This window comes from Lactiplantibacillus paraxiangfangensis (genome assembly GCF_036246185.1).
GTDB classification, from domain to species: domain Bacteria; phylum Bacillota; class Bacilli; order Lactobacillales; family Lactobacillaceae; genus Lactiplantibacillus; species Lactiplantibacillus paraxiangfangensis.
On the sequence record NZ_BTPW01000006.1, the window covers coordinates 89914 to 114167 of the forward strand.

22 protein-coding genes are annotated in these 24254 nt (G+C 45.9%); 1 reads left to right on the forward strand and 21 read right to left on the reverse strand.

Features of this window, described 5'->3' with window-relative positions:
* Window positions 1-48 precede the first annotated feature (48 nt).
* From AAA939_RS04415 to rpsO, 11 genes are all read right to left on the reverse strand, one after another.
* Window positions 49-465 carry a MerR family transcriptional regulator gene (locus AAA939_RS04415; RefSeq protein ID WP_338209488.1) on the reverse strand — a complete coding sequence of 139 codons (417 nt, stop codon included), beginning with the start codon at window positions 463-465 and terminating at the stop codon, window positions 49-51.
* Window positions 466-634: 169 nt separating this feature from the next.
* Window positions 635-931, reverse strand: a complete 297-nt coding sequence (locus tag AAA939_RS04420) for a nucleoside triphosphate pyrophosphohydrolase family protein (protein ID WP_057707451.1) — start codon at window positions 929-931, stop codon at window positions 635-637.
* Window position 932: 1 nt separating this feature from the next.
* Window positions 933-1526, reverse strand: a complete 594-nt coding sequence (yihA, locus tag AAA939_RS04425; RefSeq protein WP_057707450.1) for a ribosome biogenesis GTP-binding protein YihA/YsxC — start codon at window positions 1524-1526, stop codon at window positions 933-935.
* A gap of 181 nt (window positions 1527-1707) precedes the next feature.
* Window positions 1708-2973 (reverse strand): ATP-dependent Clp protease ATP-binding subunit ClpX, encoded by a 1266-nt coding sequence (clpX, locus tag AAA939_RS04430; RefSeq protein ID WP_057707449.1) that lies wholly within the window; start codon window positions 2971-2973, stop codon window positions 1708-1710.
* 329 nt (window positions 2974-3302) lie between these two features.
* A complete protein-coding gene (gene tig / locus AAA939_RS04435; protein WP_057707447.1) occupies window positions 3303-4622 on the reverse strand; it encodes a trigger factor in 1320 nt (439 codons plus the stop codon).
* 204 nt (window positions 4623-4826) lie between these two features.
* On the reverse strand, window positions 4827-6014 hold the full coding sequence (gene tuf / locus AAA939_RS04440; protein WP_338209493.1) for an elongation factor Tu: 1188 nt from the start codon (window positions 6012-6014) through the stop codon (window positions 4827-4829).
* A 214-nt stretch (window positions 6015-6228) separates the two neighbouring features.
* On the reverse strand, window positions 6229-7140 hold the full coding sequence (locus AAA939_RS04445; RefSeq protein WP_338209494.1) for a hypothetical protein: 912 nt from the start codon (window positions 7138-7140) through the stop codon (window positions 6229-6231).
* 60 nt (window positions 7141-7200) lie between these two features.
* Window positions 7201-8922, reverse strand: a complete 1722-nt coding sequence (locus AAA939_RS04450; RefSeq protein WP_338209495.1) for a ribonuclease J — start codon at window positions 8920-8922, stop codon at window positions 7201-7203.
* Window positions 8923-8940: 18 nt separating this feature from the next.
* Window positions 8941-9813, reverse strand: a complete 873-nt coding sequence (gene dapA, locus AAA939_RS04455) for a 4-hydroxy-tetrahydrodipicolinate synthase (protein WP_338209497.1) — start codon at window positions 9811-9813, stop codon at window positions 8941-8943.
* 129 nt (window positions 9814-9942) lie between these two features.
* The gene (locus tag AAA939_RS04460) at window positions 9943-11142 is read right to left on the reverse strand and encodes an MFS transporter (protein ID WP_338209498.1); all 1200 of its coding nucleotides are present in this window, start codon (window positions 11140-11142) and stop codon (window positions 9943-9945) included.
* Window positions 11143-11283: 141 nt separating this feature from the next.
* Window positions 11284-11553 (reverse strand): 30S ribosomal protein S15, encoded by a 270-nt coding sequence (gene rpsO, locus AAA939_RS04465; protein WP_057707441.1) that lies wholly within the window; start codon window positions 11551-11553, stop codon window positions 11284-11286.
* Between the two features lie 227 nt (window positions 11554-11780).
* On the opposite strand from rpsO, the gene rpsT reads away from it, so the two are divergent.
* On the forward strand, window positions 11781-12035 hold the full coding sequence (gene rpsT, locus AAA939_RS04470) for a 30S ribosomal protein S20 (RefSeq protein ID WP_057707440.1): 255 nt from the start codon (window positions 11781-11783) through the stop codon (window positions 12033-12035).
* Window positions 12036-12153: 118 nt separating this feature from the next.
* Here the strand turns inward: rpsT and holA are convergent, their stop codons facing one another.
* The 10 genes from holA to AAA939_RS04520 all read right to left on the reverse strand — a co-directional run bounded on the left by holA (window position 12154) and on the right by AAA939_RS04520 (window position 23999).
* Entirely contained in the window at window positions 12154-13194 is a 1041-nt protein-coding gene (holA, locus tag AAA939_RS04475) for a DNA polymerase III subunit delta (RefSeq protein WP_338209544.1), read from the reverse strand.
* A complete protein-coding gene (locus tag AAA939_RS04480; protein ID WP_338209500.1) occupies window positions 13160-15448 on the reverse strand; it encodes a DNA internalization-related competence protein ComEC/Rec2 in 2289 nt (762 codons plus the stop codon). Before AAA939_RS04480 ends, holA begins: the two co-directional genes overlap by 35 nt.
* Window positions 15449-15450: 2 nt before the next feature.
* Window positions 15451-15936, reverse strand: a complete 486-nt coding sequence (locus AAA939_RS04485) for a ComE operon protein 2 (protein ID WP_338209502.1) — start codon at window positions 15934-15936, stop codon at window positions 15451-15453.
* A gap of 53 nt (window positions 15937-15989) precedes the next feature.
* The gene (locus tag AAA939_RS04490) at window positions 15990-16703 is read right to left on the reverse strand and encodes a helix-hairpin-helix domain-containing protein (RefSeq protein ID WP_338209504.1); all 714 of its coding nucleotides are present in this window, start codon (window positions 16701-16703) and stop codon (window positions 15990-15992) included.
* Between the two features lie 83 nt (window positions 16704-16786).
* Window positions 16787-17821 (reverse strand): SepM family pheromone-processing serine protease, encoded by a 1035-nt coding sequence (locus AAA939_RS04495; RefSeq protein ID WP_338209506.1) that lies wholly within the window; start codon window positions 17819-17821, stop codon window positions 16787-16789.
* Window positions 17822-17824: 3 nt separating this feature from the next.
* Window positions 17825-18304 (reverse strand): pantetheine-phosphate adenylyltransferase, encoded by a 480-nt coding sequence (gene coaD / locus AAA939_RS04500; RefSeq protein WP_338209508.1) that lies wholly within the window; start codon window positions 18302-18304, stop codon window positions 17825-17827.
* Between the two features lie 2 nt (window positions 18305-18306).
* Window positions 18307-18870: a 16S rRNA (guanine(966)-N(2))-methyltransferase RsmD gene (rsmD, locus tag AAA939_RS04505; RefSeq protein WP_338209510.1), complete on the reverse strand. Its 564-nt coding sequence runs from the start codon at window positions 18868-18870 to the stop codon at window positions 18307-18309.
* 15 nt (window positions 18871-18885) lie between these two features.
* The gene (locus AAA939_RS04510) at window positions 18886-19185 is read right to left on the reverse strand and encodes a YlbG family protein (RefSeq protein WP_338209512.1); all 300 of its coding nucleotides are present in this window, start codon (window positions 19183-19185) and stop codon (window positions 18886-18888) included.
* Between the two features lie 184 nt (window positions 19186-19369).
* Complete coding sequence (locus tag AAA939_RS04515) at window positions 19370-22801, reverse strand: pyruvate carboxylase (RefSeq protein WP_338230512.1); 3432 nt, start codon at window positions 22799-22801, stop codon at window positions 19370-19372.
* 31 nt (window positions 22802-22832) lie between these two features.
* Window positions 22833-23999, reverse strand: a complete 1167-nt coding sequence (locus tag AAA939_RS04520; RefSeq protein WP_338209517.1) for an FtsW/RodA/SpoVE family cell cycle protein — start codon at window positions 23997-23999, stop codon at window positions 22833-22835.
* Window positions 24000-24254 lie beyond the last annotated feature (255 nt).

Sequence of the window (24254 nt, forward strand, 5' to 3'; positions counted from 1 at the left end):
TTTACAAAAAAACGTATTTGAGAATCAGCCTCCCAAATACGCTTGATTTTATTGCTGTGAGTCTCGTTCAGATTGATGTTGTGCTTCTAACGCCCGTAATTCGGCTTCCGTGGTCGCCATATGGTCGTCAAAATGCGCTAGCTTATAGTTTAAATGGTCAATGGCGGCTTGTAAGTCATCGCGCTTTTCTTCCATGACGGCTAACTGTTCTTGTAGTAAGGCCCGTTGTTCCTTAGTATTATCTTCTTGCGCATCGAACAGTTGAATGTAGCGCCGTAAATTTTCAATACTCATCCCCGCCGACCGCATCTGAGTCACGAACCGAATCCGGCGTAAGATTCGATCATCAATATCTCGATTGCCGACTTCGGTCCGGTCAATCGCTGGAATTAATCCTTCTTTTTCATAATAGCGAATTGCAGCGGACGAAACGCCAGTTTGTTGACTAGCTTCTTTAATGTTCATTTGAAATTCCTCCTAGATAAACCATGTGTTTAATTCATATGGTTACTGTAACCCTTAAAGTTCACTTGAAGGCAAGGGGTTAAGTCCGACTGACAACAAAAAAACACCCGCCACGACCCAATTAGGTTATGGCGAGTGCTTCTTCGTTTGAATCATAGTTAACTAGCGATTACTTGGCCGGCTTACCATTCGGATACTTATGGTTTAACTTAGTAATGTTTTGCTTAGCAACCTCGTCAAATGGAATATCTGCCCATTCGGCAACTTGTGACAAGTACCATAAGACGTCACCCATCTGCTTCGTTAATTGATCCTTATTTAACCGATCGCCGTGGAAGGTGTACTTCTTAACTAAGTCCACGACTTGACCGGTTTCGGAGGCCAACCCTAACGACAAGTTCGTTAAAACTTGTTCGTTACCGTACAACGTCCGATTTGCTAATGATTGATATTCATTAAATTCCAAACTAGTGGCCTCCTACAGTATGTGCTTCAATCCATTGCCAAACGGCATCCTTACCCGCTTTAGTTTTTGCTGAAAAGGCAATAAAGTCGTCGTCGGCTTGGAAATTAAGCGTTTTTTTAATCAAACTCTCTTGTTTGTTCCACTTGCCCCGTGGAATTTTATCACTCTTAGTGGCGACCACTAATAACGGCATCTTGTAATACCGCATCCATTCATACATTGCGACGTCATCCTTAGTTGGTGCGTGCCGCGCATCAACCAGAATAACCACTCCTCGAAGCGTATCACGGCTAGTCAGGTAGGTCTCAATCATTTGGCCCCACTTTTCGCGGTCCTTCTTAGACACCTTCGCATAGCCGTAGCCCGGTACGTCGACAAAGTACAGCTGTTCTTCAACTTTATAAAAGTTCAAGGTTTGGGTCTTACCAGGCTGACTCGACGTCCGCGCATAGCTATTGCGGTTGATCAACACGTTAATCAGTGATGATTTCCCCACGTTAGAGCGCCCCGCTAATGCAACCTCCGGAAAACCGGTCGTTGGGTACTGACTTGGCGCTACTGCGCTCATAACAAGTTCAACGTTATGCACTTCCATCAAAATAACTCCCTTATCTGATAATCTGGTCCTATTTTAACACACTTCTAGTAAGCGTCGCTGGTCATCCGCTCAAATTCACCGCTAGTTAAAATAGGCGCTAAACAGCAGTCAGGACCGCGAATGCTGACGCACCGCGGTCCTGAACAATTATTTAATCTGTGTTAAAAAATCAATGAATTTATGAGGCCTTTTGATCTTCTAAGACCAATTCAGGCTCAGCGTGATTTTCAACCGTATCCCGGGTGATAATCACTTTCTTAACGTCTTCACGACTTGGAATATCAAACATGATATCACGCATCGTGTCTTCAATGATTGAACGTAAGCCACGAGCACCAGTGTTACGGGCTAAAGCTTCTTGCGCAATGGCACGTAAGGCGTCCTTCTTGAAGTCAAGTTCCGCATTATCTAATGCGATTAAACGTTGATACTGCTTAACAAGCGCGTTCTTTGGTTCAGTTAAGATGCGGACCAAATCGTCTTCCGTCAACCGTTCTAGGGCGGTTAAAATTGGTAACCGACCGATAAATTCAGGAATTAACCCAAATTGTAAAAGATCTTCGGGGACAACTTGTTGCATCAAACTCTTAGAATCATCTAAGACGGCGTTCTTACCATCGGTATCAGTCCCAAAACCAATCGTCTTATCGCCTAAGCGCCGTTTAACGATCTCTTCGATACCGTCAAACGCACCACCAACGATAAATAAGATGTTGGTCGTATCGATCTGGATGAATTCTTGTTGCGGATGCTTACGACCACCCTGCGGCGGAACGTTAGCAATCGTACCTTCCAAGATCTTCAAAAGGGCTTGTTGCACGCCTTCACCAGAAACGTCTCTGGTAATCGAAACGTTTTCGCTCTTCTTAGCGATCTTATCAATTTCATCAATATAGATAATGCCTTTTTCGGCACGTTCAACGTCGTAATCCGCATTTTGTAATAGCTTTAATAAAATGTTTTCAACGTCTTCACCAACGTAACCAGCTTCGGTCAACGTGGTAGCATCCGCAATGGCGAACGGTACGTCTAGAATCCGTGCCAAGCTTTGGGCTAAGAAAGTCTTCCCAGAACCAGTTGGTCCAACTAAACTGATGTTACTCTTTTGTAACTCAGGACCATCATCATTCTGACCTTCATCGTCAGTCATCGCTTTAACACGCTTGTAGTGGTTATAAACCGCAACGGACAATGTCCGCTTGGCTTCGTTTTGACCGATAACATATTGGTCCAATTCGTCTACAATTTCCTTTGGCGTTGGGATATCTGTTAATTCGTGTGAGCGTTCTTCACTAAACTCTTCATCGATAATTTCCTTGCATAAATCGATACATTCATTACAGATATAAACGCCGGGGCCAGCCACAATCTTTTTAACTTGATCTTGTGATTTACCACAAAATGAACAGTTAACAGGACCGTTTGTCTCGGTATTTTCAAACATTCATTCTCACCTCATCGATGTGTACTTACATGGATTAATCATAACAGAAAACCGGGGTCAAAACCAGCGTTGCCCCGATTGCTTCGTTCATTACTATAACATGGTCCCCTGAAAATCAGAAACGATTTGTTCATAAAGTTACCGATATAAGTGAACCAACCTTTGCCGGAGTGATTCCCAGACTAACGCTCAAAATGCTTTTAAGCGCGTCGTAGGACAAGGTGTTTCCAGCTTACCCGCTACTTCGCAATTGTCCGCAAAAAAAGGCCTGAGCACTTTGTAAGCACTCAGACCTTCGTGACAAACAATCACGATCTAATTTTTAAAAATTAGTCTTTGCTGTCTTCTTTTTTATCGTCAGCCTTGGCATTTTGCTTTGCTGAGTCGCTGATCAAGTCAACGGCTTGGCGAATGGCAATGTCATGTGACAACATGTCATCAGTTAAGGCACCGCGAACGGCACTTTCTTCCATGTTGTATTGGCCAGCTAAGTCTTTAACTTCGGCATCAAGTTCATCCTTAGAAGGTTTGATGTTTTCAGCTTCGACAACTGCTTCTAAGACCAAGTTAGTCTTTACACGGTGGTCTGCATCAGCAGCAAATTGCTTGTGCAAGTCATCTTCAGAAGTACCAGTTAACTTGTAGTAAGTCTTAGGATCGATACCTTGTTGTTGCATGTTAGCCAAGTATTGGTCCATTTGACGATGAATATCGTCTTCCTTCATGGCATCAGGAATAGCTTGGATTTCAGCATTGTCAACGGCTTGGTTTAAAGCTTCGTCTTCAATTGCATCATGGGCAGCCTTTTCCTTTTGGTCCTTAAGTTCGTCCTTGATCTTAGCTTTTAATTCTTCAAGGGTGTCAACGTCTTCGTCAACGTCCTTTGCAAATTCGTCGTCTAATTCAGGGAGTTCCTTAGTCTTAACTTCGTGAACCGTAACCTTGAAAGTAGCTTCCTTGTCTTGTAAGTCTTCAGCTTGGTAATCTTTAGGGAAAGTTACCTTAACTTCAGTTTCTTCGCCAGCTTTAACACCAACTAATTGGTCTTCGAAGCCAGGGATGAATGAGTTTGAACCCAATTCAAGGGAGTAGTTTTCTGATTCGCCGCCTTCAAATGGTTCGCCATCGACGAAACCTTTGAAGTCAATAACAACCGTGTCGCCCTTAGCAGCTGGTTGGTCTTCTTTAAGAACCAATTCAGCTTGCTTTTCGCGACGTGATTCTAATTCGGCATCAACGTCTTTAGCGTAAACACGAGTGTTCTGACGCGTTACACTAAGGCCCTTGTATTCGCCAAGTTTAACTTCAGGCTTAACCGTAACAACGGCTTTTAATACCCAAGGTTGACCCTTTTCCATGCTGTCAACATCGATCTTAGGTTGATCAACTGGTTCGATTTCAGTATCTTTGATAGCTTGTTCATATGCTTCTGGGAGCACGATGTTCAATGCATCTTGGTAAAGTGCTTCTTCACCATACATTTGATTAAAGATTTGACGTGGAACCTTACCCTTACGGAATCCAGGAACGTTTAAATTCTTTTTAGTCTGTTGGAAGGCTTTATCAATACCTTCTTTGATCTTATCGGCACCAATTTCGAACGTTAATTCGCCTTGGTTGCCTTCCTTCTTTTCCCACTTTGCAGCCATTGTATTCCCTCCGAAACATTAATATTTTCAACAATTCATGTCAATTGCATACTTGTCAATTTTAACCTATCAATTCCATAAAGTAAACCAAATCAGCCAAAAAAGCGTATGCTTAGGCGTTTTATTGTGAACTTTCTTAAAAAAAGAGACTCGGAAGCAAGCTTCCAAGTCTCTTAAAGTGAATCAATGAAAATCAGTTAGAGATTAGTCATCAATTTCAGAAACGACACCGGCACCAACAGTATGGCCACCTTCACGAACAGTGAACTTAGTTCCCTTTTCGATAGCGGCTGGTTGGATTAATTCAACAGTGAACGTTACGTTGTCACCAGGCATAACCATTTCAACGCCATCTGGCAATTCGATAACACCAGTGATATCAGTGGTGTGGAAGTAGAATTGTGGACGGTAGTTTGAGAAGAATGGCGTATGACGGCCACCTTCTTCTTTGCTCAAGATATAAACTTCACCCTTGAACTTCTTATGGGTTTGGATCGAACCTGGCTTAGCTAAAACTTGGCCACGAACAACTTGTTCACGGTTAACACCACGTAATAACGCACCAATGTTGTCTCCGGCTTCACCTAAGTCAAGCGTCTTACGGAACATTTCAAGACCAGTAACAGTTGACTTCAAAACGTCTTCATGTAAACCGACGATTTCAACTTCGTCACCGACTTTAACAGTCCCACGGTCAATACGACCAGAAGCAACGGTACCACGACCAGTGATTGAGAAGACATCTTCAACTGGCATCAAGAATGGCTTTTCAGTATCACGAACTGGAGTTGGGATATATTCATCAACAACATCCATTAAGTGTAAGATAACCTTTTCTTGTTCTGGGTCGCCTTCAAGAGCTTTAAGAGCTGAACCACGAACAACAGGAATATCGTCACCAGGGAAATCGTATTCTGAAAGTAATTCACGAACTTCCATTTCAACCAAGTCAACTAATTCGTCATCGTCAACAAGATCAGTCTTGTTTAAGAAGACAACGATGTAGTCAACACCAACTTGGCGAGCCAAAAGGATATGTTCACGCGTTTGTGGCATAGGACCATCGGTTGCGGCAACAACCAAGATAGCACCGTCCATTTGAGCGGCACCAGTGATCATGTTCTTAACGTAGTCAGCATGTCCTGGGGCATCGATATGAGCGTAATGACGCTTTTCAGTTTCATATTCAACGTGGGCAGTGTTGATAGTAATACCACGTTCACGTTCTTCAGGTGCAGCATCGATTGAGGCGAAGTCTTGTTCTTTAGCTAAGCCCTTTGAAGCCAATACCTTAGTGATTGCAGCAGTCAAAGTTGTTTTCCCATGGTCAACGTGGCCAATAGTACCAATGTTTACATGGGGTTTTGTTCTTTCATAATGTTCTTTTGCCATTAATGAAACCTCCTGTGATTTTCGCAAGAATTGCGCCAAGGCAAAAATTGCCCCGACAATTCTTTAGTTAATATTATACTACATCCCAGTAAAAAGGCCAAATCACGCACCCATCACTAGGAATCCTTAAACATTATATATAGACGGCTAGGATTTGTAAACAGATATTATCCAAAAAAATGAATTTTTGTAAGCAAAAGCTTATTGCTTACACTTATTTTTGCAAATCTTGGATCATTTGCTGGATTTTTTGTTGTATCGCAACGATTTGAGAAGTTTGTGGATTATCATTTTCAGAAAGTTGGCCCGTTTGTAACCCAACAAAAACATTGACCCACACTTCTGCATCCAAAATAACCCGCTCAATTTGTGGGTAGAGAACCATCAGCTGTAAAGATAACAGCGCCTGGAGCCCTGCATATAGTGTCGGGTCGTCTTGCCCAATCATCTCCGTTAAGACTTGTTGTACCGCCAAACTAGTTGCATCTTGTCCCATTGCGGGTAAGGTTGCCGGTACGACCGTGACCCGCTGTTCATCAAACGTTTGCATCGTCACTTCGTCAGGCACTCCCATCGCACGGAGCGTATAGAGCACTTCTACTCGTGAAAGTTGATGCAAAAACGGATCAACTAATAAAAATTTAGCTGCCGTTAAATATTTTCCGTAAGTCAGGTGCTTAGCAGCCTGTAATCGTTCTGTCTGGGCACCGACTGGTTGATCGGATAAATGGTAAAACTGACGCATCGTCGTGTCCAAAGTCGTTGCCATAGTCTGCTCAGCTTGAGCTTCTGCAACTTGAATTTGATCCTGCGCACTGTGCGTCCACGGCCCCACCTGCCGAGCGTTGAGCAAGATATGTGCCGGAATAAACTGATGGCTCTTCAATAGCGCCGTCAAGTACAGGTCAGCCGCTTGATCCGTTTCAAGGTACGTCTGTTCAAATTCTGCTGCAGTGGTACTAGCTGCTAAAAATTGCTCATCAGCAACTAAGGCCGTCACCAACTGAAAATTGGTGGCCACTGTCTGTTCAGCTTGATAGACCGTTTCCCATAAACTCGCCGCCTCAGACCATTTTTCAGTCGCGGTTGCTTTTTCCGCTGCGATACGGGTTTCTGCTAATGACACTCGTAAGCCCCCTGTCAATTTTTTCTAGCAAAAAAGCCGGGAACTAACCCGACCTTTTAACTAAGCTTGTTTTTCGGTTTCAGTTTCCGTTGTTTTTGCTTTTTTATGCCGCCGATGATGCTGGTTGACTTCCATGATAACCGGCAAAATCACGGGATGGCGCTTGGTTTGATCCCACAAGTAGTGATTCAACTTTTCACGAACCGCTTGCTTTAAGTGGCCCCAATCAAACTCTTTGTTGTCCAAGTTAGATTGAACCGTTTCTTTAACCAGTTCAGCACTTTCTTGCATGAGGTCTTTGCTCGTCTTAACGTACACAAAACCCCGGGAAGTGATTTTTGGCGTTGAAATAATCTTTTTCTTCTTCCGGTCAATTGTCACAACCGCAACAAAAATTCCGTCTTCAGATAAGATTTTCCGGTCCCGTAACACGATGTTCCCAATGTCACCGACACCGATCCCATCAATCATGGTATCGCCAACTTCAATTGAACCAGACAAATGCATATTGTCGCCATCGTACGTGAGTTGGTCACCCTTAGCAGCAATAAAGATGTGGTCTTCAGGAATGCCGACTTCTTTTGCAAACGCCGCGTGTGCGTCCAATAAGCGGTATTCACCTTGAATTGGAATAAAGTAATCCGGCTTCATCAAGTTCATCATCATTTGCAAATCACGTTTTGTCGCGTGACCTGACGAGTTCATTTCGTCCGCAATGGCTTTGACATCGGCACCAGCCCGGTAAATCATATCCCGAGTCTTAGCAACGACCGTTTCCATTGAATGTGACGGCGTCGTCGTAATAAAGACTAAGTCGCCCTTCTCAATATTAACTTTGCCCTCTTGCTTGTTCGACATCCGTTGCAGTGCCTTAATTGGTTCACCCATTCGGCCTGTTTGTAAAATGACCACTTGGTTTGGTTCAAGACTGTCGATTGACTTAAGTGGAACCACGACGTCTTCAGGCATCCGTAACTTGCCTAACTTAATTGCCGTGTTAATAATGCTTTCCACGTCACCTGGCATTAATGCAACCTTACGACCAGCCTTTTCAGCTGCGTCTAATACTTGCTGAATACGCAAGATGTTTGACGCTACCGAAGCCACAATGATCCGCCCTGGATGGTACTTGAAAGTTTCAAGCACGTATGAGGCAATTTCACGTTCACTGACCGGTTGATCAAAGTTTTCAGCATTGGCTGAATCACTTAATAACGCCAAAACATGCTTAGACCCAATTTCGGCTAAACGTGCAAAATCGGTCTGATAGTCACCCTCTGCGGTCGGGTCAAATTTGAAATCACCCGTATAAACAATTGAACCCGCATCAGTTTGTAAGACGATCCCCATTGAATCAGGAATTGAATGCGTTGTCCGGAAGAACGAAGCCGTGACATTACCAAAATCAATTTCGGTCTTTTCATTAACAATGTGGAAGTCGTTAAACTTCTTGGCTTTCGGATCCTTTTGTAACTGGATCTTAGCCAATTCAATCGTTAATTCCGAGCCAAAAACGGGTACGTTAAACTCGTTTAAGAAGTATGGTAACGCCCCAATTGCGTCCGCATGGCCATGGGTCAAGAAGACCCCGACGATCCGGTCAGCATTTTCCCGCAAATAACTGAAGTCAGGAATCACAATATCGATCCCCAATAGTTCATTTTCCGGGTATTTCAAACCGCAGTCTAAGATGTAAATGTCATCATCAATTTCCACGGCATACATATTTTTGCCATTTTCACGAACCCCACCAAAGGGGGTAATTTGTATTTTAGAGCTCAATTATTTCACCTTGATTCATTAAATATTTAAAGTCATATACAACTGTTTACTTTGTTCAGCGTTTAAAGGTAGGATCGGTAACCGTGGATCACCCACGGGTTGACCAAGATGGTTCAAGGCCGCTTTTACTGGCGATGGTGATGGTGCGCTAAAGAGTGCGCTCATCTTTGGTGTCAGGTCCCGTTGATAACGAGCCGCGGTCGCAATATCACCCTTGGCAATGGCTTGATACATTGCCGTCATTTCGTCACCGTATAAGTGACTGGCCACGGAGATCACACCGGCCCCGCCAATTTCTTTAGCAGCTAAGCTCTGTGCATCTTCACCGGTGTAAACTAAAAAGTCTGCCGGTGCATTTTCAACAATGGCGCCAAATTCTTCCATCGAAGCACATTGCTTAATCCCAATGATATTTGGATTTTGTGCCAGTGTTAAAACGGTCTTAACTTCCATCTTGACGATGACCCGTCCCGGAATATTATAAATAATCACTGGAAGGCCACCTTGATCTGCAACCGCCGTAAAGTGGGCAATCATCCCGGCCTGGTCAGGCTTGTTATAGTAAGGCACAACGACTAATGCCGCGTTAATGCCTTCAATTTGACTGACTCTTTTAGTGAATGCAATCGTTGCCGCGGTACTGTTAGAACCCGTCCCAGCAACAATTGGCACCCGTCCGGCAACAATTTTAGCCGTCTTTTTAAGTAAGTCCAACTTTTCAGTTTCAGATAAAGTTGGGGCCTCACCAGTGGTCCCACCAACGATTAATCCCTGAGTCCCGTGTGCGAGTAAGTGCTCAACTAAGCTCTTGAGCCGGTCGTCGTCTAATTGTTGTTGGTCATCAAACGGGGTCACCATGGCAGTCATTAAGTCAACGTTTTCAAAGTTCATGAATTAAAAACTCCTCTATATATTAAGTTTTACAAGTACCTACGTACCTGAACCGATTAAGTAACTCTCCTCAGTTTACCACATTTTTATATAAAGCAATAGTTGAACCATTTCCGCACGCTCCGTTACTTACCTGTGCTTTCCGTGGCGTAAAAAATAACGCCCCCATAACCCTAAAGCAACTAGTTCTAACACCGCAGTAACTAAGAAAATTGGCTGGTACCCCCAAGCATTGGCCACTAAAACTGCTAAGCCCGGTCCCAAAACGTTGCCACAAGCCTGAGCCGACTGATTCAAACTAAAGACCCGGCCAAAGGTTTCCCGCGGCACCCGTTCGACCGTAATCACTTGGATGGCTGGTAGTAACGCGGCATCAGCGACGCCCAAAATTAAACGACATGCAATCAGCTGACCAACATTATGTACAAAACTCGTCAGGGCTAAATCAACAATTGCTAAACTGAAAAAAATCAGTAAACATCGCGCAGCCCCTAGCCGGTCTATCAAGCGGCCAACCCGGCCAGCCATTAGAATCGTTGCAATTCCAGGTGTGGCCGCAACGATCCCAGTCATTAAAACGACTAGCTTTGACTGTGGCTCTAACTGTGCGACAAATAGGCTTAGTAAGGGCGTCACGGCGTTCGTTGTTGCCTGGATCACTAGTAGCGACGTAAATAAAGCCGTCAAAAACGGGCCACCCAGTTGGCGTAGCACTGGTCCTAATGGTGGTAAAGCGGCGGGACTGATCACGGTGACCCGCTCTTCAACCCCAATCCAAGTCATGACAAAAACAAGCCCCATGAGCGCGCTCGTCACAAAAAAGGCGCCCCGATAACCGACCGTACTGGCAAGCACACTTCCTAGCAACGGTCCCATGAGCGTTCCACTGATACTACCAGTCACCAGTTTGCTGAGCAGTTGTCCACGTTTAGCAGGCGGTGCCGTTAACGAAATCAGCGCATTAGCGTTATTAATATAGCCCGAAAACGCCCCTTGGAGCGCCCGTAGAATTAATAACGTCGTGACGTTCGGTGCAAGTCCCACACCAAGAATCGTAAAGGTCATCACGCCAGATGCCCGTAAACACATCAGTTTGCGACCTTTCTGATCCGCCAACCGTCCCCATAACGGTGCGACCAGTGCTTTACACGCATAGGTGATGGCAAACGCTGCGGCTCCCAATACATTTAGTTGTGCCGTGGTAAACGATCCTAGCGTTTGAATATACAGCACAATGAAGGGTAACGTCATCGCATTGCCCAAATCAGTAATTAAACTACCAAACCAGAGAATTCGAAAATTCCGTGTTAATGAACGAGATATTTGCATTCCTATTCCCAACTTTCTTTTAATTCTCGTTCAGTATAGCGAACAACTGTTTGGTCTTGATGTAGTTTATGTAATTTTTTAGTAATGGTCAAAAAGTGCAAAAAAAAGAACCACCCGAAGGCAGTTCTCTCGATTTCAATATTAACGACGAAGACCAAGACTTTGGATCAAGTCACGGTAACGGTTAACGTCTTCTTTACGAAGATATGCTAACAAGTTACGACGATGACCGATTTTCTTCATTAACCCACGTTGTGAGTGGAAGTCCTTCTTGTGAACACGTAAATGTTCGTTTAATTCGTTGATGTCTTCAGTTAAAACTGCAACTTGAACTTCAACTGAACCAGTGTCGCCTTCGTGACGGCCAAACTTATTAATAAGTTCCGTCTTCTTTTCGCGTGAAATTGCCATGTGTATCAACCACCTTTCAAATAATTGCCCTAAACTGAGTAAGTCGTTGGTGGTGCACGATAAACTAAGTAAAGGGTTGCTGAACACTTAAGATAGTTTAGCAAACTAGTCCCCAAAAATCAAGTCCAAACGCATATCAAGATAAATTACTTTACACATAACTGTTGCATTCAAGCCGGGGCTTATGTATAATAGCATTTGTTGAAAAAATGATGGAGGTGAATCTGATGCCAATTATCAAATCCGCTATTGAACGCGTGAAAACAAACAATAAAGCAAATGTCCGGAACACTGCACAAATGAGTGCAATGCGGACTGCTGTTAAAAAATTCGAAAATGCTAAAACTGCCGGTGCCGACAACGTCGATGATTTATACATCGCCGCTGTAAGTGCTGTTGACAAGGCTGCTACCAAGGGTCTTATCAAGCGCAACAAAGCTGCACGTGACAAGTCACGTATGGCCGCACGTTACGCTAAGTAATGTCATTTAACTCCCGAGCATCGCGACGGAGTTTTTTTGTATCCTCAAATAACAAAAAAGCAGATTTAGAAGTGAAAAAACTTCTAAATCTGCTTTTTTGTTATTTTCCCAATTTCGGCTACCGTGTCACCACCGCACGCCGATCATTGACGAATTGGACCATGAAAAGTTCAAATAACAGTTCAGGGTCTCGCTGCGTCGTCTTCATTTGGACTTCCGTCTGCAGTAAACCTAAATAAGCGGCCCGTAACGCCGGCTGATCAAAGTGCCGTACCGTTTGCATGGCTAACTTAACCCGGTACGGATGGACCTTTAACGTACTGGCCAGACTCCCCTGACTATATCCAGCCCGGGCTAAAATTTTCACTTGCAGTAGCAACCGGAACTGTCCAAGTAAAATCGCATTAATTTTTAGCGGTGCTTCTTGGGAAGCGACTAACTCATGGTACAACTCCACCGCAGCCTTCGTTTGATACCGCAAAACGTCGTTGACCAAGTCAAAAACGTTTTGCGTCAGTGATTTGGTCACCAACGCTTCAACCGCAGCCAACTCGATTCGCTGAGACTGAGCCGCATAAATCATTAGTTTGGGGAGCTGTCCCATAATCAATCCTAATTGTCCATCCGTGCGGTTAAACAATTCCTGTAAGGCGTCCGCATCAATTGAAATTTGTTTGGCTTTTAATGCGTCTTGAACGTATTCCTGCGTTTCCCGTTCAGAGACTTGATTGACGTCAATGATCGTAGCGTTTTTCTTCAACGTCTTAACGAGTTTCTTACGCGCGTCTAGTTTTTCATACGGCGCCATCAAGACCAGGATCGTACTTGGTTCGGGATGCTCAAAATAACGTTGTAACGACTCTAAATCGTGATCGACCTTGGTTTTCTTCATTTCGCCAGTTAAGAAATACGGATGGTTCACAAAAACTAGCCGCCGTTCACCAAAGAACGGTGCCGACATCGCATCGTCCAATGCGACCGCAACTGGTGTCGTCTCCATATCGTAACTGCCGACATTCATCGTGCGCTCTTCCGTAGGGATCAATTGTAACAATGCTTGTTTTAATTGATCCGCAAGGTAATCTACAGTCCCTAAAACCACGTAAATGGACGCTAAATCTCGCTTATAAATTGCTTTCAGGGCTTGTTGTGCGTTGATATAAATTACCTTCTTTCAAAAATGTTTGCCAACTCCCCGGCTGTCCACCGCCAAACCGATACGTGATCATCCCTTGGAGTGCCGTTGAATAGGTTTGAATCCGTTGCGTGCGCAGCGTATCCAACGTTTCCTGGTTAGGATGCCCATACCGATTATGCCGGCCAACCGACAAAATCCCCATTTTGACGCCTAATTGTTGCAGCGCTTGGGGATCAGAAGCCGTTTTACTACCGTGGTGTCCCAATTTTAACACGTCCACGTGCATTTGCGGATAGCGAGTTGCGATGGCACGCTCACCCGCTCGGTCCAAATCGCCGCTGAACATGAAGCGTTGTCGCCCAAAAACGCCCGTTAACACCAGTGAATCTTCGTTTTCCGCTTTACCCGGATGAAACGGATGGACCGCAGTTAAACCGTCCTTAAACTGCATCCCCGCCAACGCTTCCACAATTTGTGGCTGTCGAAGAGCTGGCTTCAATAATTGCTGAAACTTGGGTAACCTTGCCATTCCAGCCGGTACAACAATTCGCTTGACGGGCATTAGGGCTAGCAAAGCCCCGAGATCACCGATATGATCAACATCCTTATGGGATAAATAAACCGTATCAAGGTGCGTAATCCCTAACCGGTGCAAGTAATTGACGGTAACCGTTTCAACTCGTGGTCGGCTAGTGGTGCCATCCGATTGCCAACTCGGCACCGGAAATTTCAACCGGCCGCCCGTATCAATTAGACTCACACTCCGATTAAACGGCTGCCGAATCAAGATGGAATCGCCCTGACCAACATCAATAAACTGAACGGCACCCCGCAGCGGAAAGTGAATACTCAAAATACAGCTTCCATAGGCCACTAGTAACCGCGTAAATTCACGCTTGCAGGGTGTTCGTAAGGCCCATAAGCTCAGTAAGCCGAGTCCCCACGCCCATAACGCGGACGGTTGCCCAATAATTAGTAATCCAGGCAAACCGGCGACTGCGTCAATGAACCGCTGAAACCCAGCTAGCAGCCCATCACACCACTGGGCTAGTCTAGGCAGTATCAGTCCAAAACTAGCCCCCACCATCGTAACCGGTAGCAACACCCAACTAAATAACGGGGCCACGAGTAGGTTCACCACGACCGTCAACAAATGCCATTGCGCAGTCGCCACTAATAACACGGGCAAGCTGATCACCTGGACCCAACCTGCTAACCGCCACACTGACTGGGTTGGTCCAACCATTAGTAGCAGCGCCAGCCCATAGCTCAACTGACCACCCAACTGCAGTAAGACCAACGGATTATGGATGATTCCAATGATAAGGGCCCAGCTCCAACCCACCAGTGCCGCCTGACGCTGATGCGTTAAATGCTGCCAAATAATGGGTAACCCGGCCGTTATCACTGCGCGTTGTAGGCTGTCGGCCCCACCACCCAAAACGAGGTAGACCGGTAACCAGCCTAATAACCACCAGTCAATGGTTGGCAGGCTCAGCCGTAACCGAATCAACCCCCACCGTAAAAAGCCCAAAAACAAGATAACATGCATCCCTGATAGGCTAAATAGGTGCAATAAACCCAACTGTTGGACGCCGGCCATTGCCGTGTGAAAATTAGCCGGACGCATTCCAATCAACAGACTCGTCGCGTACAACCGTAACGTTGGCGGCAATTGCTGACAAGCCCGGGCAAAATTAGCGCGCCACTGGTGGATTTTGTCGATGACACTGATCAGTCCAGTTCGGGGCGCGGCCGTCACGCTATCCAGCTTGGTGACCGTATATTGTCGATAAATTCCTTGTCCCCGATAATAATTTGGCGCGTTGAACTGTCCCGGATTTGTTGGTGGTGCCACGGCTGACAACGTTCCCGTCACCTGCCAGTTAGTTCGCTGATTGAGCTGTTCTAACTGAGATTTCTGGGCCGCAGACGCTAGCTTGCCATAAACAATTAGTTTCCCGTAACGTGCCGAAGTGGCTACTAATTGATACTGACTACCCCGGGTATTAACGGCATCCGGTTGCACGGCCAGTTGAAGCGTAACCGTTTGTGGTCGTTCCCGACTGATTTGTGCAAATTGTTGGTTGCGCCACGCTAACCAGCCACCAATACCAACCAACAAAGTTAACGTCAGTATTAAACAACGCCGATCTTTTAGGAAAACAATTCGAAGCAACCAGAGCCCTAATAATACCGCCGCAACCCATTGCTGACCAACTAACCAACTACTCAGCAGGCCAACCGCAATCGCAGCGAAAAACGGCGCACGCACCCTTAGTGGTTGCTAAGTAAAATCTGATCTAACCCGAGTTTATCGAGGTCGGCTTGATCAAATTTAACTTGTTGTAAAGCAACGTTCTTTCGTTTGATCAGTGACATTGCATAATCGTCGTTGTGATAATTCCGTAAGTAATGAATCTTTTGAATCCCAGCTTGTAGTAGCATTTTTGTACACTGCAAACATGGAAAATCAGTCACGTAAATCTCAGCACCATCCGTGGCCGCACCAAATTTTGCACACTGCAAGATTGCGTTCATTTCTGCATGGATCGTGCGCACACAATGTCCATCAACTAAGTAACAGCCCTCGTCAATACAATGAACATCCCCGGAAACGGAACCATTATATCCGCCCGCAATAATTCGTTTGTCACGTACGATCGTTGCGCCGACCGAGAGTCGCTCACAAGTACTTCGTGTCGATAATAAAACCGCTTGCATCATGAAATATTGATCCCATGGAATTCGTTGATCCTTCATTCTGATTGCCTCACTTTCAATGACAGTAGTATACCAAATTGTGCAGTCAGGTACTAGACGGTGAGTTGGTCCTTAAACTTTGCAATCGTTTTTGCCCCAAAACCCGAAATGTTTTTTAAATCATCAATACTTTTAAACGGCCCGTGTTCTTGTCGGTAATCAACGATCTTTTGCGCCTTTTTTTGTCCAATCCCCTTAATGGACTGAAAAGCCGTCACGTCAGCTGAGTTGATGTTAATGGGACCTTGACTAGCTTGACTGGTCGTGTGTGCTTTAGACGGTAACGTACTTGACGATGACGCCGCTCCAGTTGGCCCCGGGTTCGGTAATGCCGCGTGTGATTCACCTTTGACCGGAACATAAATCACCTGCTGGTCCGTTACCTTAGCCGCTAAATTCACTTGTTGCTGGTCAGCTTGTGGTTGTAGCCCTTGCGCGAGCGCAATTACGTCGGCCACCCGCATCGTTTCCTGCACCTGATAAACCCCGGGCTTCTTAACCGCTCCCTTCACATCGACGTATAGCGGTCCTGATGAATGGGGCTGAGCACTGCTCATTAATGTGCTTTTAGGAGACCCGGACCGTTCCTTTGCCGCTATTCCTGACCGGCTACTGCTAGTACTCGTGAGTGCCACCGGCGACGCTGCTTCGGGTGCGCGCAACTGGCTGACCGTCCACCAACCACCTATGACGAATAGGATGCTCACGATGCCCGTCACCGCTAACCGTGGATGTGCCTTGATCCATTGCCAAATCTCTTCCTTCATCGCAACTCCCCCCTGTTACTTACTAGTTACGCTAACCGGAAGTTAAATCCACGAAAAAAAGATTGGACTCTCGTCACAATCTTTTAGTGCGTTTCTAAATAATGAACGGCCTGTTTAAACGACGTTACCGGTACGACCCGCATTTCGGGGGCGTACTTTTTAGCCGTCGCCTTTGCCATCTGGTAGTTGGTCTGATGATCTTCTTCTAAGGCTAAAATGGCCTTCGTTGGTTTGACGTACGGCGCAAAGAAAATGGTCGCACCAGCATTTTTAGCCGCAATAATCTTCTTATCGATCCCACCAATTTCACCGACGAAACCGTCCGGATTGATCGTCCCCGTCCCAGCAATTTTTTGCCCGTGCCGTAAATTATGGTCGGTCAGTTGCTGGTAAATTTGCAGACTAAACATTAAGCCCGCGGACGGGCCACCAATTTCGCCCGGGTCAACTTTAACTGGAATCTTGGTCGTCACTTTAACGTTATCGGTCAATCCAATCCCAATTCCCGCGCGGTGCGTACTCAGCTTAATTAATGGTGCCGTCGCCCGTTTCGTCTTGCCCGCGTGTTGATACGTAACGGTGATAGCTTTGCCCACACCACGACTCGCAATGTAGCGCTGGTACCCCTGCGCATTCGTAAAGTGCCTTCCATTCACCTTCGTGATGGTATCGCCAACTTTAATCTTGTTTTTAAACTTAGAATTCGACTGCACAGTTAGGACGTAAATCCCCTGATAAGTTTTATGGTAAGTCTGATGCGCCGCCCCGTACGCAGTCGCAATCGCTTCGTTAATCGCACTCTGCATGTAAAAAGTTTGGACCCGGTCATAAGTAGCACTATCCTGCCCACCGTTCACTTCTTCGTCACTAACGACGTCGTAGTGGGGGTTAAGCTGCGCATAGAGCCACGTAATTGGCCGTGCTGGTGCAAGACCGACCGACGTTAGCATGAACTTACCCTTCCGTTTATCGGGATGCTGTTTCACCGTCACAAACGCCTTCAAGTTATCGGCACTACCAGGACCCTCCACGTAATAGGGTAACGGAATCCAAAACAGTCCTAAAATAACGACCCCGGCCACTAGCCAACCCCAATAGTGCTTAAAAAATTTTCTCATAGGCTACGCCTTAAAACGTTGGTGCAGCTTTTGGGCAACCGCCGTTGGGACGTATTCAGAAATATCGGCCCCCATCTTTGCGATTTCCTTGATCAAACTAGAAGAGAAATACGCGTACGGCGGCCGTGCAATCAAACAAACCGTTTCAATTTGGTCATTGAGCGATTTATTCATCCACGCAATATCGCGTTCATAACCAAAATCCTGCTCATTGCGTAAGCCCCGGATTAGAACCGTCGCGTCAACTTGGGTCATAAAATCAACGGTTAATCCAGCGGCGGCTTGAACCGTGACGTTTGGTAAGTCACGCACTTCGGCTTGAATCATCGCAACTTTTTCATCCTTGGTGAACAGTGGTTGTTTACTCGTATTGACCATCACCGCGACGATCAAGTGATCGACTAAGCGACTCGCCCGCTGAATCAAATCTAAATGGCCACGGGTCACTGGATCAAAGCTTCCTGGGAATACTGCCGTAACCATGCTTACGCCTCCGCTTCTACTTTTTGGTAAATGGTAATAATGGTAATGCCATAATCTTGACGCCGGATTAGTTTAAACCCAGCCAACGTCTCTGGGAGATGGGCGTTTGCATCCGTCTCACAGACGACGCGACACCCTTTGTTCAACAAACCCAGTTCATCACAACGGGTGATATCTTTCACAATTTGTTGCTTGGCATAGGGTGGATCCAAAAAGACTAGGTCAAACCGGTCTTGTTGCGTCGCTAATCGGTCTAAGACCCGCTGAGCATCGCCCTTGATCACTTCAAACTGTTCATCCGCCTTAGTCACCGTGATGTTATCTTTAATCGTTTTAATAGCCTGATATTGACGGTCAATCAACACGGCATGGTCGATCCCACGTGAAACGGCTTCGATACTTAAGCCACCGCTCCCGGCAAATAAGTCTAACGACTGTCCGCCATCAAAGTACGGGCCAATAATATTAAAGACCGCCTCTTTGACCTTATCAGTCGTCGGTCTCGTCTGCATTCCCGGTACTGCTTTCAGTCGCCGGCCACCAAAATTTCCTGCTACGATTCGCATTATTCTTTCACCAACTTAATCTTCATCATCGATTGGGAACGCGTTTGATTCCGGCTTAAAGAAGCCCTTGTCCACTCGTTCACCAAAATTCATTGCCACGTCGGGCCGGTATGACGGTTCGACTTTACGGACAAAGTTTAACTTATTAATTTTTGCTGTAATAGCTGGGACCTCCGCTTCGTCCATGTATAAAACGACGTAGCGTCCCTTGCGTGATTGGTATTGAATGATACCAAAACGCTTCAATTGCCGCACCTGTTTCATTGAATGCATGTACACAATCAATGCGCGGCGTGGCTTAATGGTAAATTCCATCGAACGGTCACCTCTTCTACTTTGAGTTGCTGTTTAAATGTTAGGCTAGATTAGCGATTTCGTCAACTAAGAGTATAACCATAAAACGTAATTATCCCGTCCCAATTGCACATCAATCACTCTTGGCATTCCGACTGTAAAAAAGAACCGTCACAATCTGTGACGATTCTTCATTCAGTACTAATTAGTTCGGTGCAATTTCAAGTAACAAGTCATCCGTTTGAATGACGTCACCCGCATTGACGTAAGTGTGTTCGATCACACCATTTTCTGGTGCTTGGATCGTCGTTTCCATCTTCATTGCCTCGGTCACAAGTAACGGTTGTCCCTTCTTGACAACGTCGCCCTTCTTAACAAGCAATTTCAATACGGAACCACTCATCGTTGCCCCAACTTCATTTTCGTTAGTTGGTTCAGCTTTCCGCGTGCTGGAAGCTGTCTGGTGAATTGAATTGTCCTTGATTGTGATTTCTTGATTTTGACCGTTAATACTGAAGTATAACGTCCGAATGCCATCCACATCAGGATCACTGATCTGGTTAAGCTTCAAAATCATCACTTTACCTTGAGCCAATTCAACGTTGACCGTCTCACCTAGCCGCATCCCTTGGAAGAAGGTTGGCGTATCCAATAAGGAAACGTGCCCATACTGTTTATGCTGCTTGATGTAGTCCAAGAAGACCTTCGGATACAAAATGTAGCTTAACACTTCTTGATGTTCAGGTTCGTGGCCAATCTTAGCCGCTAATTCTTGCTTGACCGCCTCAAAATCAGCTGGCTTTGCTAAACTTCCTGGACGGACCGTCAATGGTTTCCGGTCCTTTAAAATGATCTTTTGTAACTTCTTTGGGAACCCACCAACGGGTTGACCAATGTTACCAGCAAAGAAATTGATCACTGAATCTGGGAAGTCCAACTTATCGCCATGATCATAAACGTCTTCAGGGGTCAAATGGTTTTCCATCATAAACAACGCCATGTCACCAACGACTTTAGAACTTGGCGTTACCTTGATAATATCGCCAAACATGTCGTTAACGGTGGCATACATTGCCTTGACTTCTTCCCAGCGCTCGCCCAGCCCCATGGCTTTCGCCTGTTGCTGTAAGTTCGAGTATTGGCCACCAGGCATCTGGGTCTGGTAGATATCGGTCTGAGGACCCGTCATCCCGTTAGAGAAGTCTTGGTAGTAAGGCCGAATACCTTGCCAATAACGGTTAATTTCTTCAACGTTGTTAATATTGACATTTGGTTGCCGGTCATTATGTGCCAAAGCGTAGTATAGCGAGCTCATTGACGGTTGACTCGTCGTTCCAGACATCGCACTCGTCGCAACGTCGACCACGTCGACCCCGGCTTCAACGGCCCGGGCATACGTGAAGATTCCGTTACCAGTAGTGTCATGGGTATGCAGGTGAACCGGCACGTCCAAGGCGTCCTTCAACGTTGAGACCAGTTCGTACGCCCCTTCTGGCTTCAAGACACCGGCCATATCCTTAATCGCAATCATATCGGCACCCGTTGATTGTAAATCGAGCGCGAGTTGCCGGTAGTAAGCTAAGTCATACTTTTCACGGTTAGGGTCCATAATGTCCCCAGTATAGCAAATCGTCGCTTCGGCCACTTTGCCGGTTTCCTTAACGGCTTGAATACTCTTTTCCATCTGTGGAATCCAGTTCAAACTATCAAAGATCCGGAAAACGTCGATTCCACTCTTAGCGGCTTCCAAAATAAATTCGCGAATCACGTTATCAGGATAGTTCTGATAACCCACCGCGTTACTTCCACGGAACAACATCTGGAAGAGTGTTCGTGGCATGGCCGTCCGTAATTTCTTCAGACGGTTCCACGGGTTTTCGTTTAGGAAGCGGTAAGCCACGTCAAACGTTGCGCCGCCCCACATCTCATATGAAAACAGCTGTGGCAAGGCCTTTTGTGACGCCTGGGCCACCGCCAGCATGTCCTTAGTCCGCATCCGGGTCGCAAATAAACTCTGGTGGGCATCCCGCATCGTCGTATCCGTCAATAGCACTTGTTTCTGCGCCAATAACCAACTCTGCAAGCCCTTAACACCCTTGCTGTCCAAAACGTCCTTAGCCGTGACGATATCCTTACTGATTGGCTTGAAGTTATCTTCAAACGCCACGTCCGGATAATATTTCTTAGAATGTTGTGCCACGTCGGCAAACCCATTCACCGTGACGTTCCCGATATACTTCAACATTTTATCTTCTTGTTGCGTCCCGTCTGGGAACTTGAACAGTGACGGTGTACTGTCGATAAAGCGGGTATTCGCTTCGCCCGCTTGGAAAGTTGGGTTATCAATCACGTTCAACATGAACGGAATGTTCGTTTTAACCCCGCGAATGTCAAATTCAACGAGGACCCGCCGCATCTTGTGCGCAGCCGCCTTAAAGTTACGGGCTGCGACACAGGCTTTAACTAGCAGTGAATCAAAGTACGGTGTGACCACTGCACCTGAATAAGTATTACCAGCATCTAACCGTACACCGTTACCACCTGGTGACCGGTAAGTTTCAATTCGACCAGTGTCCGGCATAAAGTTATTGGCGGGATCTTCCGTCGTGACCCGGCATTGAATGGCCGCGCCCTTGTAAGTTAAGGCATCTTGGTGTGGTAAGTGTAAGTCTTCAAATAAGTCGCCACCCTGGGCAATCTTAATTTGCGCATGCACAATATCAATTTCGGTAATCATTTCAGTAACGGTATGTTCAACTTGAATCCGTGGGTTAACTTCCATGAAGTAGAACTGGTCGCCTTCAACTAAAAATTCGACCGTGGCCGCATTTAAGTAATGCACGCTCTTCATCAAATCAACCGCAGCGTTACAAATTTTTTGCCGAAGTTCAATTGGCAATGAGACCGCTGGGGCAAATTCAATCACCTTTTGATTCCGTCGTTGAACTGAACAATCCCGTTCAAATAAGTGCATAACGTTGCCGTGGGAATCTCCTAAAATTTGGACTTCAATATGCTTAGGATGCGCAACGAATTTTTCTAAGTAAATTTCATCATCGCCAAAGGATTGCATCGCCTCAGAACGCGCACGGTCGAAAGCTTCCTGTAACTCGGAGGCTTCACGAACGATCCGCATCCCGCGACCACCACCACCCATGGCGGCTTTAATCATAATTGGAAAACCGTATTTTTGAGTAAATTGTAAGGCTTCGTTCAGGCTAGTAACGGGATGTAACGTACTTGGAATCGTTTGAACACCCGCGTCCTGCGCAACTTTCTTCGCAGTGATTTTATCGCCAAACATCTCTAGTTGTTCCGGTGTTGGGCCGATAAAGATCATGCCTTCTTCCGCAACCCGCCGTGCAAACGTTGCGTTTTCAGATAGAAAACCGTAGCCCGGATGAATCGCGTCAACGTGATTTTCCTTGGCAATCCGAATGATGTCTTCAATATCCAAGTAAGCCGCAATTGGCGCGTCGCCTTCGCCTACTAGGTAGGCTTCATCGGCTTTAAAACGGTGAACTGAAAATTCATCTTCTTTGGCGTAAATTGCAACGGTCTGCAAGCCAAGTTCATGACAAGCCCGGATGACCCGGGTCGCAATTTCACCACGGTTAGCAATTAATACTTTCTTCACCAAAATCCCCTCATTTCCAAATTATATCGTCTTAACCAGCTTGCCGAACAGTGTTGGCCCGCTTCATCTTCTCAAGTGCGCTAATGTTTAACACCAACCCAAGGGAGAGGGTCAACACTACCATGCTGGAACCACCATAACTAATAAACGGGAACGTGACCCCGGTAATTGGAATCAGTCCGATAATTCCACCGACATTGATAAATGCTTGGATGGTCATATAAGCGGCCACCCCGTAACATACTAACGAATTGAACGTGTTGTCAGAACGGACGCCAATAAAAATCATCCGGCCGATCATTACTGCCAGTAATATCATCACGAAAATGACACCTAACAGTCCGAGTTCTTCTGCCGTGATCGACATAATGAAGTCGGTATTCGGTTCGGGTAAATAGCCACGTTTTTGCAGACTGTTCCCGATTCCGACACCCAGCAACCCGCCGTTAGAGATTGCGTAATAGGAATTAACCAATTGCGTCCCGGCACCAGAAGCCGTTTCAAAGGGGTTGAGGAACCCGACAAATCGCCGTAACTGGTAAGAGTTCGCAAACGCACTCTGGGGCAACTTGCTAACGAGCGGGACTAATACCAACTCAAACACCGCAATCACCCCGGCAAAGGCCCCAATACCCACGTAAAATGAAATTCCGCTAGCAAATAGGATCACCGCCGCAATGGCTAAGTTGATCGTTGCACCACCTAAATCAGGTTGGATGAAAATTAAAAAAATCATCGCAAACAACATCATAAATTGCGAACCCAATTCACTGAACCGTGCAACGCCAAAATGAGCTTCCCGTTGTGCAATAATAGCAGCCAGGTAAATAATCAGGTAAAACTTACAGAACTCGGCTGGCTGAATCGATACTGGTCCTAAAACAATCCAGCCAGCGGCCCCGTTGATTGATTTCCCAATTAATCGCAAAATGACTAGAACGGCTAACATTGCAAACCCTAACGTTCCTAAAAGTTTCGTCTGTTTGAAAAACTCAATCTTTAGGTTCATGCAGGTAAAAGTGACGACCAACCCAATCACAACCCAGATCAGCTGCTTAAACAAATATCCGGTTGGTGTCGTCCCATTCTGGGTGGCAACAAACGAACTCGACGAGTAGACCATCACAATCCCAATTCCACATAAAATTAGATACGGGATAAATAAGCCATAGTCCAAATAGTGTAACTTTTTCATCATGAGCTAAAATCCCACCCTATTAAGTTGTTAAATTCGACGCTGTTTCGTCAAGACAGCGCCTACAGTTCACTTGGAGTAATTATAGCATAGTCCCTTTTAACACAGCATGCGAAACCGGGAATTTGACCCTTTTTTTGGCTCACTTAGGTGCAATAACCACCCCATTACCGGTCCCGACTAGAACACCCATTGCGCGCTTTACTCACTGTATGATCCAACCTAATCCGTTAACACATCCCTTTACATTCGTTTCGG

What these genes read in the sequence shown, in the direction of transcription:
- AAA939_RS04415 (WP_338209488.1), bottom strand. Translation starts at nt 465, where the DNA reads ATGAACATTAAAGAAGCTAGTCAACAAACTGGCGTTTCGTCCGCTGCA.
- yihA (WP_057707450.1), bottom strand. Translation starts at nt 1,526, where the DNA reads ATGGAAGTGCATAACGTTGAACTTGTTATGAGCGCAGTAGCGCCAAGT.
- clpX (WP_057707449.1), bottom strand. Translation starts at nt 2,973, where the DNA reads ATGTTTGAAAATACCGAGACAAACGGTCCTGTTAACTGTTCATTTTGT.
- tig (WP_057707447.1), bottom strand. Translation starts at nt 4,622, where the DNA reads ATGGCTGCAAAGTGGGAAAAGAAGGAAGGCAACCAAGGCGAATTAACG.
- tuf (WP_338209493.1), bottom strand. Translation starts at nt 6,014, where the DNA reads ATGGCAAAAGAACATTATGAAAGAACAAAACCCCATGTAAACATTGGT.
- dapA (WP_338209497.1), bottom strand. Translation starts at nt 9,813, where the DNA reads ATGAACTTTGAAAACGTTGACTTAATGACTGCCATGGTGACCCCGTTT.
- AAA939_RS04460 (WP_338209498.1), bottom strand. Translation starts at nt 11,142, where the DNA reads ATGCAAATATCTCGTTCATTAACACGGAATTTTCGAATTCTCTGGTTT.
- rpsO (WP_057707441.1), bottom strand. Translation starts at nt 11,553, where the DNA reads ATGGCAATTTCACGCGAAAAGAAGACGGAACTTATTAATAAGTTTGGC.
- rpsT (WP_057707440.1), top strand. Translation starts at nt 11,781, where the DNA reads ATGCCAATTATCAAATCCGCTATTGAACGCGTGAAAACAAACAATAAA.
- AAA939_RS04485 (WP_338209502.1), bottom strand. Translation starts at nt 15,936, where the DNA reads ATGAAGGATCAACGAATTCCATGGGATCAATATTTCATGATGCAAGCG.
- AAA939_RS04490 (WP_338209504.1), bottom strand. Translation starts at nt 16,703, where the DNA reads ATGAAGGAAGAGATTTGGCAATGGATCAAGGCACATCCACGGTTAGCG.
- AAA939_RS04495 (WP_338209506.1), bottom strand. Translation starts at nt 17,821, where the DNA reads ATGAGAAAATTTTTTAAGCACTATTGGGGTTGGCTAGTGGCCGGGGTC.
- coaD (WP_338209508.1), bottom strand. Translation starts at nt 18,304, where the DNA reads ATGGTTACGGCAGTATTCCCAGGAAGCTTTGATCCAGTGACCCGTGGC.
- rsmD (WP_338209510.1), bottom strand. Translation starts at nt 18,870, where the DNA reads ATGCGAATCGTAGCAGGAAATTTTGGTGGCCGGCGACTGAAAGCAGTA.
- AAA939_RS04510 (WP_338209512.1), bottom strand. Translation starts at nt 19,185, where the DNA reads ATGGAATTTACCATTAAGCCACGCCGCGCATTGATTGTGTACATGCAT.
- AAA939_RS04520 (WP_338209517.1), bottom strand. Translation starts at nt 23,999, where the DNA reads ATGATGAAAAAGTTACACTATTTGGACTATGGCTTATTTATCCCGTAT.